This window comes from Thiocapsa bogorovii (genome assembly GCF_021228795.1).
Taxonomy (GTDB): domain Bacteria; phylum Pseudomonadota; class Gammaproteobacteria; order Chromatiales; family Chromatiaceae; genus Thiocapsa; species Thiocapsa bogorovii.
Genome location: NZ_CP089309.1, coordinates 1,956,920 through 1,971,704, shown reverse-complemented (window position 1 = coordinate 1,971,704; position 14,785 = coordinate 1,956,920). Strand labels below are relative to the sequence as shown.

Sequence of the window (14,785 nt, the reverse complement as noted above, 5' to 3'; positions counted from 1 at the left end):
TCGTCGCTCCCCCGAACGAATCCGGTCATCGGCAGTTCTCGCGCTTCGGCCTAACCGGTTTCAGCGGTTAGTCTTTCGTCCTACGGAGGTCACATCATGTCAGCAGCCATCACCAGCTATATCGACGTCGCACAGCTCGTTCTCTATGTCTTCTGGTTCTTCTTCGCCGGTCTCGTCTTCTATTTGCATCGCGAAAACAAGCGTGAAGGCTATCCGCTCGAGTCCACGCGCGGCGGTAAGATCAAGATCGAAGGCTTCCCGTCCATGCCGGAGCCGAAGACCTATCTGCTGCCGCACAACGGCGGGACCGTCTCCGCGCCTCGCGTCGAGGCTGTCGAGAAGGTCAATGCCACGCCGACTCAGCCGGGCGCGGGCTCGCCGCTGATCCCGAACGGCGATCCGATGCTGTCCGGATTCGGTCCGTCCGCTTCCCCGGATCGCGAGAAGCACCCGGATCTGACCTTCGAAGGTGCGCCAAAGATCGTCCCGCTGCGCGTCGCCACCGACTTCTCGATCGCCGAGAAGGATCCGGACCCGCGCGGTATGACGGTTGTCGGATGCGACGGCGAAGTGGGCGGTACCGTGACCGACGTTTGGGTCGACCGCTCCGAGCCGCAGATCCGGTATCTGGAGGTGAAGGTCGCGAAGGGCGGTAAGCAGGTCCTGCTGCCGATCAACTTCACGCGTTTCGACAAGAAGAACCGCAAGGTTAAGGTTCAGTCGATCGCCGGCAAGCACTTCGCCAATGTGCCGGGTTTGGCTAAGCCGGACCAGGTCACCCTCTACGAAGAGGACAAGGTCTGCGCCTATTACGCCGGTGGTCAACTCTACGCAACCGCGGATCGGTCTGAGCCTCTGCTGTGAGAGAGTATGAGTTCGAGCCCATTCGGGGCTTGCCCGAGCATCTTCCTCCCGGAGAGGAGATGCTCTGGCAGGGCGCGCCGCGCTGGATCGCTCTGGCGCGGCGCGCCTTTCACGTTCGGAAGGTCGCCGTCTATTTCGCCATCATCCTCGGCTGGAGGATCTTTGCTGATCTCTCCGCGGGGGAGACTGCGGCCGAGGTCGTGGTCGGTGCGCTCTGGATCCTGGCCCTCGGGGTCGTCTCGATCGGCGGGCTATTGCTGCTTGCCTGGGCGAATGCGAGGTCCACGGTCTATACCATCACGACGCGTCGCGTCGTGATGCGTTTTGGTGTTGCACTGCCGATGATCGTCAACTTCCCGTTCGCTCAGGTCCATTCCGCGCAGATGAAGCGCTATCGCGACGAAACCGGTGACATCCCCATCATCCTGGTGGCATCCACGCGCACGTCGTACATGGTCTTGTGGCCGCATGTTCGGCCGTGGCATTTCGCGAAACCGCAGCCGATGCTGAGGGCGGTTCCCGACGTGGCGCGGGTCGCCGGGATCCTCTCGGACGCCCTCAACCGTTACCTCGCCCAAAACGAGCAAGGCGGGGAGCCTGCCGAAGCGGGCGCCGACGATCGCGCCGGTCCCGATGCCGTTCCGACATCCTGAAGAAGAGGTTGAATCTTGACTGAATTGCATGATCGTCCGTTTCCGCGGGGCATGCTGATTGCGGTTGCCTCGCTGATCGGGTTTACGATCCTGGCCGTCGCTGTCGCAAGGCTCATTGGCTTCGATCCAAGCCAGGGTCCTATCTCGCCCGAGGTTGCGGTTCGGGATTTGAGCTTTGTCGAGGTCGGCCAAGGCGACCTGGCGGTCTACGATGCCGCCTCCGGGGAGTTGTTGGAGAGGCTTCCGCCAGGCGAAGACGGTTTCATCCGCGGGGTGCTTCGGACGCTGGAGCGCGAGCGTCGGATGCATAGCGTGGCGATGGATCGACCCTACCGGCTAAGCCTGCGCGAGAACGGTCGTTTTACGCTGGAGGATCAAACGACCGACTTCTTTATCGACCTCAGGGCATTCGGACCGACGAACGAAGCCTCCGTAGGTCGATTCCTATCGGCACCCCCGTCGGCTCAGTGAGGTTGTGGCCGGGTGTCGGGGCGCGCGACGTCCTCTGCCCGGCCGCCGTCGCGACGCAGCGAACAATGCTCGCGCGATGTCTCGCCTGGTATTATCCGGCTCCCCGACCTCGACATTCCGCGTCCGCGGGATCGGCTCCAACCGAGCGACACATCGGTCGTTCCTCGATACGGCGTCGGCGAGGTCCTTCGCTTGAGGGCAGGGGTGATCCCGGAAGCGGGAACATTCCGATCGCCATCGGCCAGAGAATAGGGCGCATTTCATGCTCGAATATGGTTACCCCGTTCTTTTCGCGCTCGGGCTCTGGTGGTTCAGCACGGGTCTGGTGCTCTATCTGGACAATCTGCCCGGACGCACCTTCGGGTGGACCATGCTCGGCGGCGCTGCAGTGCTGGCGTTTGCCGTCTTTGCGCTTGTCGTCAGCAGCACCTCGACCTCGCTGAGCGCAACCTACATTGCCTTCACCTCCGGCGTGATCGTTTGGGGTGTCTTGGAGATGAGCTATTTCACGGGACTCCTGACCGGGCCGCGTAAGGCACCCTGCCCGCCCGGTTGCCCGGCCTGGAAGCGTTTCGGCCTCGCCATCTTGACCAGCCTCTATCATGAGTTTGCCGTTCTGTCGGCGGTGGCCTTCCTCGTCGTGATCTCCTGGGGCGAGCCCAATCAGGTCGGAACCTGGACCTTCGTTGTGCTCTGGCTGATGCGCTGGAGCGCGAAGCTCAATCTCTTCCTGGGGGTTCCAAATCTGAACGACTGGCTGCCAGAGCACCTCGCCTATCTGAAGTCCTACATGCCGAAGCGGAGCATGAATCTCTTGTTTCCGATCTCGGTGACGGTGCCCACTCTGGTCGTGGTGCTGATGGTGTCGCGGGCGCTGAGTCCCGGTGCGAGCGAGTTTGAAGTGGTCAGCCTGATCTTGGTGGCAAGCCTTTTGGCGCTGGGCATCCTCGAACACTGGTTCCTCGTGCTTCCCTTGCCGGACGAGGCGCTCTGGGCGTGGGCTCTGCCCTCTCGGGATGCAGACGGGAAACCCGGCGGGGAACCGAGTCGCCAACCTGGACAGGGGGAAACGCGTTCCGATGGGCCCAAGCGGGCAATGGCCGCCACCCGAAAAGTGTTGCGGCCGCAAACGACATCGCCGTCACCCGGCCGCTGCGTCGGGAAGGCTCGAAGCGGGGCTCCAATCGCGGAGCTTCCGTGAACCTCGACCTCGGTGAAGGGCGCACGCGCCCGCCCGGTTGCAGACTTTGATCCGAGCCGGAGTCTCGGCTACGCTTGTGGGCATATCGGTCGAGGCGGTGTCGGAGAGACGATGTCGTCGCGCTCGGCGCGGTTGACGCGAATCATATCGAGCTGCTCGGGAATCAGCTAAGGTGTGAGGCAATGCGCGTCCGGAAGGCGCGATACGAAACGACCCGATTCGGAAACGTTCGAGCTCTAGGCCAAGGCATCGCCGAGGCATCGTACCCGGTGGCCTCGCGTCTCGGTGCCGGCGCCGTTGGCTCTAGCGCTCGGTGACGCCCGAGATCGGACTGATGCGGTCAGGCTCGAATGGCCGTTTGCCGTTCGACCCGTTCCTGAGGAATTCTCATGCGTATATTGATGATCCAGCCTAACTATCACTGTGGTGGTGCGGAAATCGCGGGAAACTGGCCACCCGGTTGGGTCGCCTACATCGGAGGTGCGCTCAAGCACGCGGGCATGACGAACATCCGGTTCATCGATGCCATGACCTACGATATTCCGGATGAGAAACTGCGCGAGATTATTCGGGTCAATCAGCCCGACGTCGTCCTCGCCACCGCCATCACGCCGCAGATCTACAAGGCGCAGACCACGCTGCAGATCGCCAAGGAGGTGCTTCCGAACTGCGTCACCGTGCTCGGCGGCATCCATCCGACCTTCATGTATACCCAGGTCTTCAGCGAGGCGCCCTGGATCGACTATATCGTGCGCGGAGAGGGCGAGGAGATCGCGGTCGCTCTCCTGCAATCGATCGAGGCGGGCACCCATCGGCAAGATCGCAAGCGTATCTGGGGTATTGCCTATATCGATGACGACGGCCAAGTCGTCGCAACCCCTGCGCGTCCGGTGATCGAAGATCTGGACACCTTGACGCCGGACTGGTCGCTGCTCGACTGGGACAAGTACATCTACACCCCCCTCAACTGCCGGGTCGCCGTGCCGAACTTCGCGCGTGGCTGCCCCTTTACCTGCCGTTTTTGTTCGCAGTGGAAGTTCTGGCGCAAGTACCGTCATCGCGATCCGAAGAAATTCGTCGACGAGATCGAAACCCTGGTTCGAGACTACAACGTCGGCTTCATGATCCTCGCCGACGAGGAGCCGACGATCTTCCAGAAGAAGTTCGTCGCACTCTGCGAGGAGTTGATCAAGCGCGACCTCCCGCTCCATTGGGGCATCAACACGCGCGTGACCGACATCATGCGCGATCGCAACCTGCTGCCCTTGTACCGTAAGGCCGGTCTGGTCCATGTCTCGCTCGGCACCGAGGCGGTCTCGCAGTTGAACCTCGACACCTTCCGCAAGCAAACGACGGTCGAGCAGAACAAGCTCGCGGTCAAGCTCCTGCAGCAGGCCGGAATCGTCGCGGAGGTCCAGTTCATCATGGGCCTCGAAAACGAGACGCCCGAGACCATCGAGGAGACCTACAAGCTCGCCCAGGACTGGAAGCCCGACATGGCGAACTGGAACATGTATACGCCATGGCCGTTCGCGGAGCTGTTCGAGGAGTTGGGTGACCGGGTGGAGGTTCGCGACTACTCGAAGTACAATTTCGTCACTCCGATCATGAAGCCCGAGGCGATGACCCGCGAGCAGGTGCTCAAGGGCGTCCTGAAGAATTATGCGCGCTTCTACATGCGCAAGAGCTTCTTGGAGTATCCTTGGATCAAGGACAAGTTCCGCAGACGTTACATGCTCGGCTGCCTCAAGGCCTTCGCGAAGACCACGGCGTCGAAAAAGTTCTACGACCTCGAGCGCCTCAAGATGAAGGGGATGTCGACCGAAGTCGATTTGGGCTTCGACGCGTCCAAGGTCCTCACTGCAGACGAGATCGCGCAGTTGAAGCGGGATCGTCCGGAGCTGTCGGCGGACATGAATTTCAAAGGGACGCCCGTCAAGATCGTGGCTTGCGGAGCTCCGGACGATCTGCAGGTTTCCGAATCGGATCTGCCGGTCAAAGCCGCAGCCTCCAAGCCCAAGATGACGGCAGTCCAACCTGACTAACCGGGTGCAAGACATGGCGCCTCCACTCCCCTCAAGTCTGCCGCTCGAGCTCCTCGAGCGGTTCGGACATTTGCCGCCCGGGTGCGCCTTGGCGACATCGCAAATGGGCGGCGACGCGACCTTCTCGGATTCGAACTACAAAGAAGCGCTCATGGGGCTGCGCAACAGCCCCGACGAGCATGTCTCCGTGTACGTGCACGTCCCTTTCTGTCACGTGCGCTGTCTCTACTGTGCGTGCAATACAACCATCACGCACAGCGAGGAGAAGGTCGATCAGTACCTCGATACTCTCGACCGGGAGATGGGGCTGGTTGCCGACATCATCGGCCGCGGTCGGGTCACCGATCAGCTTCACGTCGGAGGCGGCACCCCGAACCATCTCAACGAACCCCAACTGGCTCGGCTGATGGAAATCGTCGAGCGCTATTTCCGGATTTCGGATCGAGCCTGTACGTCGATCGAATGTAATCCGCGACGCACCTCGGCTGGCCAGCTCGACCTCCTCTACGGGCTCGGATTCAAGCGCATCAGTTTCGGTGTGCAAGACCTCAACTCAGACGTACAGCGGGCCATCGGTCGCGTCCAGTCACTCGATATGGTGCGCGACGTCTTTCTGACCGCGCGGGACACCGGGTTCGAGAGCATCAATCTCGATCTGATTTACGGTTTGCCCTTCCAGACGCCGGAGGGGTTTCAGCAGACGCTCGACCAGATCGTCGCGCTCGGGCCGGATCGGGTCGCCTGTTTCAGCTACGCGCACGATCCCGTCAGCAGGCCTCATCAACATGCCATCAGCGCGGACCACCTTCCGTCGGTGGCCGAAAAGCTGGCCCTGTTCCATCAGGCCGTCGAGTGCTTTTCGGCAGCAGGTTATCGCTGGGTCGGTCTGGATGTCTTCGCGCGCGAGGCGGACGAGCTCACCAGCGCCCAAGACGAGCGCCGACTCTATCGCAACGCAATCGGCTACACCCCGATGCCGGCCAAGCAGGTGCTCGCCTTCGGTCCGAGCGGGATCGGGGAGGTCGGTGGCGCTTTGGTTCAAAACGCGCCGGACCTCAAAACCTGGCAGCGTTGCGTGTCGTCCGGTCTGCTTCCCGTGTCCTGGGGCCGGCGGCTGAGTGATCAGGATCGGCGCCGTCGGGAGGCCATCCTTTATCTCATGTGCAACCTTGAGCTACCCGCGTCATCTGCGCACGGCTTGGAGCGCGAGTACGAAAGCCTTTGCCGCGACGGCGGACGTGGCCTGCTTGAGGTGACGGACGATGGGATCCGGGTCACCGAAGAGGGACGTTATCTCCTGCATGGGCTCTGTGTCGAGCAGGACGCGTCCGTTGACTGGGGAAGCACCCAGTGGCGCGCGACGGCAGGGCCTTGAACGCGCCCGCCGATCTTGGTGCGACCGCGCGGGTGGGACCCAACGCCGTCATCCGCGTCGCCGAGGCGTTGGATGAGGCGCGCGGACCAGATGTCGTCGCTCAGGTATTCCGAGCCGCCGGCCTCGAGCACTATCTGAAGACACCCCCGTCCGAGATGGTCGACGAGTTCGAGGTCACTCGGCTCCAGGCCGCGCTGCGCGAGCACTTGGGTCTCGCTGAAGCGCGTTCCGTTTCCCACGATGCTGGATTGCGTACGGGCGATTATCTGCTCGCAAACCGCATCCCTCGTCCGGTCCAGCGCCTCCTCGTCATCCTTCCGGCTCGTCTCGCGAGCCGCGTACTGATTTCGGCGATTCGTCGTAACGCCTGGACCTTTGTCGGTAGCGGTGTCTTCGACGGCAAGCCCGGTCGTCCGACCAGGCTGACGGTGACGGATGGTCCGATCTGCCGAGGCGCTTCGGCCAACGAACCTCTCTGTGATTTCTATGCCGGGAGCTTCGAGCGCCTGTTCTCCAGGCTCGTCCACCCGAACGCGCGGGTCACCGAGGTTGCCTGCCAGGCCAACGGTGACGAATCCTGTGTCTTCGAGGTGCGCTGGTAGGGCACTCCGCCCGATAGCCCGGCCTTCTCGGTTCCCTCGTCGACCCATTCGCGACCGATTGTCTCCATCCATCGTCTTGTCCGATCGATTCGGTTGTCACGGCCGCCTTCTCTTCGGCGGCACCTGTTTGGATCCGCTCGAGCGAGAGACGCAGCTGCGCGAGCGTGTGCTCGGGTTGACGAAGCACGGGCTTCGGCCGGCACAGGTCGTCCTCTGTCCGGATACCCCCGTGATCGAGCCGGTCGTGATGAACCTGGCGCTTATGCGGGTCGGGGCGGCCTTGCTGCCGTATCGCACCGGTTTGGATCCGAGCGCGCTACTCGCGCTGGCCGCCGCGACCGGGGCGGAGTGGCGTTGGTCTCCCGAGTCAGAGACCCTGATCCCGACGGGCCTTCCGATCGGTGTCGCAACCGGGAACGCATCCCCGGGTACCGGGACCTCGGCTTCGGAGCTGGCTCTGCTCCTGAAGACCAGCGGCAGCAGCGGCGGGCCCAAGGTTGTGATGTTGACCCGCCATAACCTGCTTGCCTCGGCTGCGGCTGTAAATCGCCGCCTCGGTTTCGGATCCGGGGACCTTTGGCTTTGTTGCCTACGGCTGAGTCATATCGGCGGTCTGGCGATTATCCATCGTTGGGCGCTCGCGGGGGCGAGCTTGATCCTGCATGAAGGATTCGACGCGCAGGCCGTCGCCGAGGATCTGCAACGTTACGCGGTGACTCATATCTCTCTGGTGCCGCCGATGTTGGGCCGCTTGCTCGAGTCGGGTGCCGCGCCTCCACCCTCCCTGCGCGTGGTTCTGGTAGGCGGACAAGCCCTGAATCCAGTGTTGGCCGAGCGCGCACTCCTCGCCGGTTGGCCGCTCTTCCTCACCTACGGCATGACCGAGACCGCATCCCAGATCGCGACCTCGGCGTGTTCGCTGGAGCGCGTCCCGTGCGACGGTCGCGTGGGTCCGTTGCTCCCGGACGTGGAGATCGATCGGCACGACGGGCGCGATGGTCCGAGTCGGCTTCGGGTCCGCGGACCCATGTTGATGGCCGGTTACGCCAACCCCGGACGCCGTCCTGGGCAGGGGCTCAAGGAGGGCTGGTTCGAGACCTCGGACCTGGGCGGCCTCGACGCGGAGGGTGATCTCCGAGTTGTCGGACGCGCCGACGACGTCTTGGTCATCGGCGGCAACAACATCTCGCTGACCCGCGTGGATGAGCTCCTCCGCGCGGCCCCCGGCGTCTCGGACCTGGCCGTCGTCGCTCTCGACGATGCGACCTGGGGGCATCGCTTGGTCGTTGTCTACAGCGGCGATCTCGACGAGCAGGCATTCGAGCGCTGGTGCGACGGTGCCCTCTCGGGCGCCGAGAGACCCCGCGCCTTCAAGCGGGTCGCCGGGCTCCCGCTGCTGGATTCGGGCAAGTATGATCGAATTGCGATCCGTGCCTTTGCCCTTGAATCCGTATCCGGCCCTTAAAGATTGTATTTCTATTCGTATCCTCAACCGCGCCGGCTCCAACGGTCGTCAAGTCTGCCGGCGTCGATCCCATCCAAAACATCGCATACCGCGCTGAGCGCGGTTGAGTGTCTTCTCAGCCGCCGACGCGTGGCATCCGAAACGGCAGCATCAGTTGCACGACGGGCGAGGCAAAGCGATCGAGCGAGAGGCTCTCGTGAACGCAGGTTGCGGTCTCGCCGGCCAGGCGTGTCTCCACGAGCGAGCGTGCGTAGAAGGGCGTGTCTTCCAGCGTCTCCACGACGCGCGCCTGATGCCCCGCCTCGCACTGGGTCCCGCGCTTGATGCGCCAGATCCCGGTCGTGGGCAGCCGCACCCGCGGCGGCGGGGGGAATTCCTCGACCTCGCCCGAGGCATTGAAGCGCAGCGCGAGGCTGGCGCCGGTCCCGTGACGCGCGGTCACGTCGTAGAGCATGGTGGTGCCTGACGGCGTATTGGCGCGCGACCAGTCCCAACACTGGAAGGCGTCTTCGAGCGGCTCCTCCCCGCGATTTGAGTCGAGATAGCCATGGCCGCTCCAGCGCAATGCCGGTTTTTCCAGGTCGACCTCGACGCGCGAGATCGGCGCGATCGGCCACCAGACATGGCGTTCCGCCGGATCGAGCGTGAACTCGCGCGCGTTGACGGCGGCCGGAATCACCCGAATGCGTCCGCGCACCCGCGAGGGGATGGGTGCGGTGATCTCGTTGACGTCGATGGTCAGTGCCGTGCCGTCCCAGGTCAGATGGCTCGGACCGATGTCGAGCCGGCCCGGCGCCTGACGCAGTGCCTTGCGCCCGCGCTCGGTCATGGTCCAGCGTTTCCCTGCTTTGCCGTAGAGCGCGACATTGAGCGCACAGTGATTGAGCGGGTCCGGATTGCCGCGCCGTCGCGCCCACGCGTAGTACGGCGAGAAGACGCTGCCGAGCATGGCGATGATGGTTAGGCCATGGTCTCCGTCATCGCTCAGTGCATCCAGATACCACCAGAGATAGCCGCCGGGCGTGATCCTCAGGTCGAAGCGAGGTCCGCGAGCAGGGTCGCTGCCGCCAGGCGTCCCGACATGGCCGCCATCGGTACCCCGGCTCCCGGATGCGCGCTCCCCCCGGCCAGATAGAGCCCCGGCACCTTGCTGCGCGACGGAGGACGCGTGAAGGAGGCCCTCCATCCGTGTGACGCCTGGCCGTAAAGGGCCCCGCCCGTCGCCGGGAAGAGCTGGTTGAAGACGGCCGGCGTCGTGACGACGCTCGTCTCGGGTGTCCGATGGACCTGGAGCCCACAGCGCTCCAGGAGTGAGAATGCCCGCTGCTCGCATTGCTCGATCTCCGCGGTGTCGAATGGGTGCCGGTCGCCCTTTGCAGGGGCGTTGAGGAGGCAAAGTAGACGCTCGGGTCCCTGCGGTGCTGCGTCGTCGTGGGCGCCGCGATCTTGGGCGCAGATGTAAACGGTGCCCTCGCGCGGGACCTGGCCGCGGCCGAAGATGTCTTCGAATTCGGCCGGGTAGTCGCGGCAGAAGAAGACGCTGTGGCGCAACAGCGGGAAGCCTTCCGTGCGTGCGACCAGACTCCAGGTGATCGCGGAGAGCGAGCGCTCGGACGGTGCGGTCTTGGCGACGGCCTGTCCGACGCCTGCGCCCAAGCGCCCGTTGGCGAGTGCGGCGGCGTCGCCGTTGAAGACGACCGCGTCGGCTTGGAGCTGCTCGCCCGAGCCGAGCCGAACCCCTCGGGCGCGCCCGCGCTCGACAAGGATCTCCGACACATCGGCGCCGTAGGTAATGCGGGCGCCGAGCGATTCGGCCAGCCGCGCCAAGGCAACGGCCGTCTGATGCATGCCGCCTTCGACCGACCAGACGCCTTGGCGCTCCACGTGAGCGATCAGCATCAGGGTGGCGGGTGCAAGAAAGGGCGAGGAGCCGCAATAGGTCGAGTAGCGCCCGAAGAGTTGGCGCAGACGCTGATCCTTGAAATGCTCTCCGAGGGACTGCCAGAGGCTGTCGAACGGCTTGATGCGGCGCAGGCCCGGAAAGCCGCTGATCCCGCAACGACTCACCAGACTGATCGGGTTCGGACGCGAGGACCGGATGAAGGGTCCGTCGAGCGTCTCGAAGATGGTGCGCGCGTGCTCGCAGAAGCCGCGATAGCGTTTGGCCTCGGCCGCGCCGGCGAAGTCGCCGATCGCATCGATGGTGCGCTCCTCGTCGGCGAAGAGGTCGAAGCGCTCATGCTCGCTCCAAGCGTGGCGTGCTAAGATCTCGAACGGCTCGAGCGTCAGATAGTCGGTCAGGGATGCGCCCGCCTCGGCAAAGATCTCTTCGAAGATCCAGCGCATCGTGAAGACCGTCGGTCCGGCGTCGATGTGTTGATCGCCGACCACGACCTCGCGCATCTTTCCGCCGGGGGCCGTAGCCCGTTCGAGGACACGCACCTCAAGGCCGCGCGAGGCCAGTTGAACTGCGGTGACGAGTCCGCCGATGCCGGCGCCGACGACGATGACTTTCTCTGTGGGCATCCGATGATGGCCTCTCTTTACGATTTGTATTTGACGCCGTTGGCGTCCGTGTCTATTGTACATGACACTTACAAGTGTCAACTAATATTTACAGATCGGCGGCGACCGGGGGAGCGGCGATGGATCCAACCACGCGAATCGAGCAAGCACTGGCGGCAGCCTTGGAGTCGGTGACGACGTCGGCCTGCCCGCCCAGGCTTGCCGAGGCGGTTCGCCATGCCGTCTTCCCGGGCGGAGCGCGCGTGCGACCGCGGCTCTGTTTGGCCGTCGCTGCGGCGTGCGGCAGCCGCGATGTCGAGGCTGCCGATGCCGCCGGCGCCTCCATCGAGCTGCTCCACTGCGCGTCCCTGGTCCATGACGATCTGCCTTGTTTCGACGACTCCCCGCTGCGTCGAGGTCTGCCCTCGGTCCATCGGGCCTACGGCGAGCCGCTCGCCGTGTTGGCCGGCGATGCCCTGATCGTCCTCGCCTTCGAAAATTTGGCCCGCGTCTTGGGCAACAGCCCGGAGCGTCTGGCGCCACTCCTGATGACCGTCAGCCGAGCTGTCGGGATGCCGTCCGGCATCGTCGCCGGTCAGGCTTGGGAGTGTGAGCCCAAGGTCTCCGTCGCAGACTATCACCGGGCGAAGACAGGCGCGCTCTTTGCCGCTGCAACCGCCGCCGGTGCTCAAGTGGCCGGGGCCGATGCCGATGCCTGGCGTGTGGTCGGCGACAAGATCGGCGAAGCCTACCAGGTCGCGGATGATCTGCGCGACGTCGCCGCCAGTGCCCAAGAGGTCGGCAAGCCGGTCGGGCGCGATGCGGTACTCAATCGCCCGAGCGCTGCAGGCGAGCTCGGGGTGGACGGCGCGGTCGCTCTGCTTCGCGGTCTGGTCAAGGGCGCCATCGATGCGATCCCGCCATGTCCGGGCTCCGCGCAACTTGCAGAGGTCCTGATGTCGGAATCGCGACATATTATGCCGAAGGGCCTCGCCGATCGCGCTTAAACCGCGCCCGGTGCGATGTGCGAAGTTTGTTGGATTGCCTTGGTCGCGCCGGCTCCGACGAATGTCGGAGCTGGCGCGGTTTAAAATATTAAACGATTCAATTTTAAACCCCGTCTCACCGAGATCGAGGATATCCCCAAAGCCAAACACGAAAGTGAAAATGACGCATTTCGCTCTGGACGCGGTTTAGGTCGCGTCGGTTCGCACGTCAAACAGCCGCTTTCGGTCTTTCGCGCCTGTCGTGCGCCGCCTGTCTGTGTCGTTGAATGACGCGGCTCGGGCGGGACGCGATATTCAGCGATGGCGTTCGTCGTCAGGGGCGCAACCTGTACGTCCTCGCGACCGGATTCGCCTTTAGCCTTTAGCCTTTTATCCATTCGTCGAGGTAGTTGACGTGTCGATCTTTGATTCCTGGTTGGGTGTACGCAACCATCTGCTGGCAAGCCCCCGTTTTCAGCGCTGGGCCTCGGCCTTCCCCTTGACCCGCCCGATCGCACAAAAACGTGCACGCGAGCTCTTCGACATCGTCGCCGGGTTCGTCTATTCGCAGATCTTGTTCGCGTGCGTCCGTCTGAAGCTGTTCGAGATCCTCGCGGAGGGCCCGCAGAGCGCGGACGAATTGGCCAAGCGGATGTCGCTGCCGCCCGAGGGTGCGATCCGCCTGCTGCGTGCCGCGGTGAGTCTGCGGTTGGTCGCCCCGTGCGAGGACAAGCGCTACGCCTTGGGAGAGCTGGGTGCGGCCATGATCGGAAACCCCGGAATTGCCGCCATGGTCGAGCATCACGCGATGGTCTATTCGGATCTCGCCGATCCGGTTGCCTTGCTGCGTGGCGAGGTCGAGCGCACGGTCTTGTCGAGCTATTGGTCCTACGCGGCCAACGCCGACGCGGCGAACGTGGACGAGCAATCGATCGACGGCTACACGGCGCTGATGTCCGACAGCCAGTCGCTGATCGCCGGCGATGTCCTCGATGCCTACTCCTTGAAGGACCACACGTGTCTCCTGGACGTCGGCGGCGGCGACGGCACCTTCCTGGTGACGGCGGCCAAGCGTTGGCCGCATCTGAAGGTCATCCTGTTCGATTTGCCCGCCGTCGCCGAACGCGCGCGTGCCCGCTTCCAGCGCGAGGGCCTTGCGGATCGGGCGACCGTGGTCGGCGGCGATGTGATGCGCGATCCCTTGCCGGAAGGCGCGGATGTCGTCTCTCTCGTCCGGGTGCTGCACGATCACGACGATGAAGAGGCGCTTGCCATCATCAAGGCCGCCCGGCGCGTCCTGCCGACGGGCGGAACGCTCCTGGTCGCCGAGCCGATGTCCGGGACGCGCGGGGCGGAGCCGATCGGCGACGCCTATTTCGGTTTCTACCTTCTCGCTATGGGCAGCGGGCGCCCGCGGACCCCGGTGGAGATCGAGAACATGCTGCGGCTCAACGTGTTCGATCCGGTGCGTTTGGTCCCGACCGTCCGACCGATCTTGACACGCTTGTTGGCCGCGACGCGCATGGCGTAAGGTCCGTCCTATGCATTCAGTCCGGCATCTTCTGCCGGACGCGCTCGAGTTGGGTTAAACTCCAATGCGTTTGATTGTCACTGCCACCGTCACTATCAGGGTCGAACATTGAACCTCGATACCCTCGCCGTCGTTCTCGATCAGCCTGAATTCCTTGCGCTCAAACCGCTGACACTCACCCCGCCGGGCGACGCGGATGTCATGGTCAGCATTGAATGGAGCGGAATCAGCACGGGCACCGAGCGACTGCTCTGGTCCGGGCGCATGCCGAGTTTCCCCGGAATGGGCTATCCCTTGGTGCCGGGCTACGAATCGGTTGGTCGTGTCACCTGGGCCGGCGATCGTTCCGGGCTCGAGGTGGGTCAGCGCGTCTTCGTCCCCGGAGCACGCTGCTACAACGAGGCGCGCGGACTCTTCGGCGGGGCGGCCTCCCGGATCGTCCTGCCCGGCGAGCGGGCCGTGCCGGTCAGCGATGCCCTCGGCGAGGAAGCCGTCCTGCTTGCGCTGGCGGCGACGGCCTATCACGCGATCGGCGGCCTGAGTGCAGGCCCGGTCGACCTGATCATCGGCCATGGCGTCCTGGGGCGACTGGTGGCGCGCATCGCGGCACTCGTCGACGGGGCTCGCCCGACGGTTTGGGAAACCAATCCGGAGCGGGCGCAAGGCGCCGAAGGTCACGGCTATCAGGTCGTTGCACCGGATCAGGATCATCGTACCGACTATCGACGCATCTGCGACGTCAGCGGCGACTCGGAGATCCTCGACACCCTGATCGCTCGGATGGCCCCTGGAGGCGAGGTCATCCTGGCGGGGTTCTACAGCCAACCTCTGTCCTTCTCGTTCCCGCCGGCGTTCATGCGCGAGACGCGCATCCAGGTGGCCGCCGAATGGCGTCCGCCGGATATCGTCGCGGTCAAACAGCTCGTCGATTCTGGGCGTCTGTCGCTCGGCGGGCTTATCACCCATCGCGAGCCCGCAAGCCGAGCCGATGCGGCCTATCGCACCGCCTTCGGCGACCCCAACTGTCTGAAAATGATCCTGGATTGGAGATCGATCTCGTGAGTGTATCCGTCAAGAGTCCCGCATT

General features: G+C 64.0%; 13 protein-coding genes. 11 read left to right on the top strand and 2 right to left on the bottom strand.

The features are described 5' to 3' along the window. Positions 1 to 96 precede the first annotated feature (96 nt). The 8 genes from puhA (at position 97) to LT988_RS08935 (ending at position 8,676) form a co-directional block, all read left to right on the top strand. Positions 97 to 864: a photosynthetic reaction center subunit H gene (gene puhA, locus LT988_RS08970; protein WP_232409824.1), complete on the top strand. Its 768-nt coding sequence runs from the start codon at positions 97 to 99 to the stop codon at positions 862 to 864. Continuing rightward, a complete protein-coding gene (gene puhB / locus LT988_RS08965; RefSeq protein ID WP_232409823.1) occupies positions 861 to 1,517 on the top strand; it encodes a photosynthetic complex putative assembly protein PuhB in 657 nt (218 codons plus the stop codon). Before puhA ends, puhB begins: the two co-directional genes overlap by 4 nt. 15 nt (positions 1,518 to 1,532) lie before the next feature. Beyond that, the gene (puhC, locus tag LT988_RS08960) at positions 1,533 to 1,988 is read left to right on the top strand and encodes a photosynthetic complex assembly protein PuhC (RefSeq protein WP_232409822.1); all 456 of its coding nucleotides are present in this window, start codon (positions 1,533 to 1,535) and stop codon (positions 1,986 to 1,988) included. A 262-nt stretch (positions 1,989 to 2,250) separates the two neighbouring features. Beyond that, the gene (gene puhE, locus LT988_RS08955; RefSeq protein ID WP_232409821.1) at positions 2,251 to 3,189 is read left to right on the top strand and encodes a putative photosynthetic complex assembly protein PuhE; all 939 of its coding nucleotides are present in this window, start codon (positions 2,251 to 2,253) and stop codon (positions 3,187 to 3,189) included. Positions 3,190 to 3,578: 389 nt separating this feature from the next. Next, positions 3,579 to 5,234: a magnesium-protoporphyrin IX monomethyl ester anaerobic oxidative cyclase gene (gene bchE / locus LT988_RS08950; RefSeq protein WP_232409820.1), complete on the top strand. Its 1,656-nt coding sequence runs from the start codon at positions 3,579 to 3,581 to the stop codon at positions 5,232 to 5,234. 13 nt (positions 5,235 to 5,247) lie between these two features. After that, a complete protein-coding gene (gene hemN, locus LT988_RS08945) occupies positions 5,248 to 6,609 on the top strand; it encodes an oxygen-independent coproporphyrinogen III oxidase (protein ID WP_232409819.1) in 1,362 nt (453 codons plus the stop codon). Further along, a complete protein-coding gene (bchJ, locus tag LT988_RS08940) occupies positions 6,606 to 7,211 on the top strand; it encodes a bacteriochlorophyll 4-vinyl reductase (protein ID WP_232409818.1) in 606 nt (201 codons plus the stop codon). The genes hemN and bchJ overlap by 4 nt, the downstream gene beginning before the upstream one ends. Positions 7,212 to 7,269: 58 nt before the next feature. Continuing rightward, the gene (locus LT988_RS08935; RefSeq protein WP_232409817.1) at positions 7,270 to 8,676 is read left to right on the top strand and encodes an AMP-binding protein; all 1,407 of its coding nucleotides are present in this window, start codon (positions 7,270 to 7,272) and stop codon (positions 8,674 to 8,676) included. Between the two features lie 115 nt (positions 8,677 to 8,791). Here LT988_RS08935 and LT988_RS08930 read toward each other — a convergent pair whose 3' ends face one another. Beyond that, a complete protein-coding gene (locus tag LT988_RS08930) occupies positions 8,792 to 9,625 on the bottom strand; it encodes a carotenoid 1,2-hydratase (RefSeq protein WP_232409816.1) in 834 nt (277 codons plus the stop codon). Between the two features lie 80 nt (positions 9,626 to 9,705). Next, positions 9,706 to 11,202 carry a 1-hydroxycarotenoid 3,4-desaturase CrtD gene (crtD, locus tag LT988_RS08925; RefSeq protein WP_232409815.1) on the bottom strand — a complete coding sequence of 499 codons (1,497 nt, stop codon included), beginning with the start codon at positions 11,200 to 11,202 and terminating at the stop codon, positions 9,706 to 9,708. Between the two features lie 119 nt (positions 11,203 to 11,321). Between crtD and LT988_RS08920 the strand changes: the two genes are divergently transcribed. The 3 genes from LT988_RS08920 to bchC all read left to right on the top strand — a co-directional run bounded on the left by LT988_RS08920 (position 11,322) and on the right by bchC (position 14,760). Beyond that, complete coding sequence (locus LT988_RS08920) at positions 11,322 to 12,188, top strand: polyprenyl synthetase family protein (RefSeq protein ID WP_232409814.1); 867 nt, start codon at positions 11,322 to 11,324, stop codon at positions 12,186 to 12,188. A 394-nt stretch (positions 12,189 to 12,582) separates the two neighbouring features. Then, positions 12,583 to 13,698, top strand: a complete 1,116-nt coding sequence (locus LT988_RS08915) for an acetylserotonin O-methyltransferase (protein WP_232409813.1) — start codon at positions 12,583 to 12,585, stop codon at positions 13,696 to 13,698. 108 nt (positions 13,699 to 13,806) lie between these two features. After that, positions 13,807 to 14,760 (top strand): chlorophyll synthesis pathway protein BchC, encoded by a 954-nt coding sequence (gene bchC / locus LT988_RS08910; protein WP_232409812.1) that lies wholly within the window; start codon positions 13,807 to 13,809, stop codon positions 14,758 to 14,760. Positions 14,761 to 14,785: the final 25 nt, after the last annotated feature.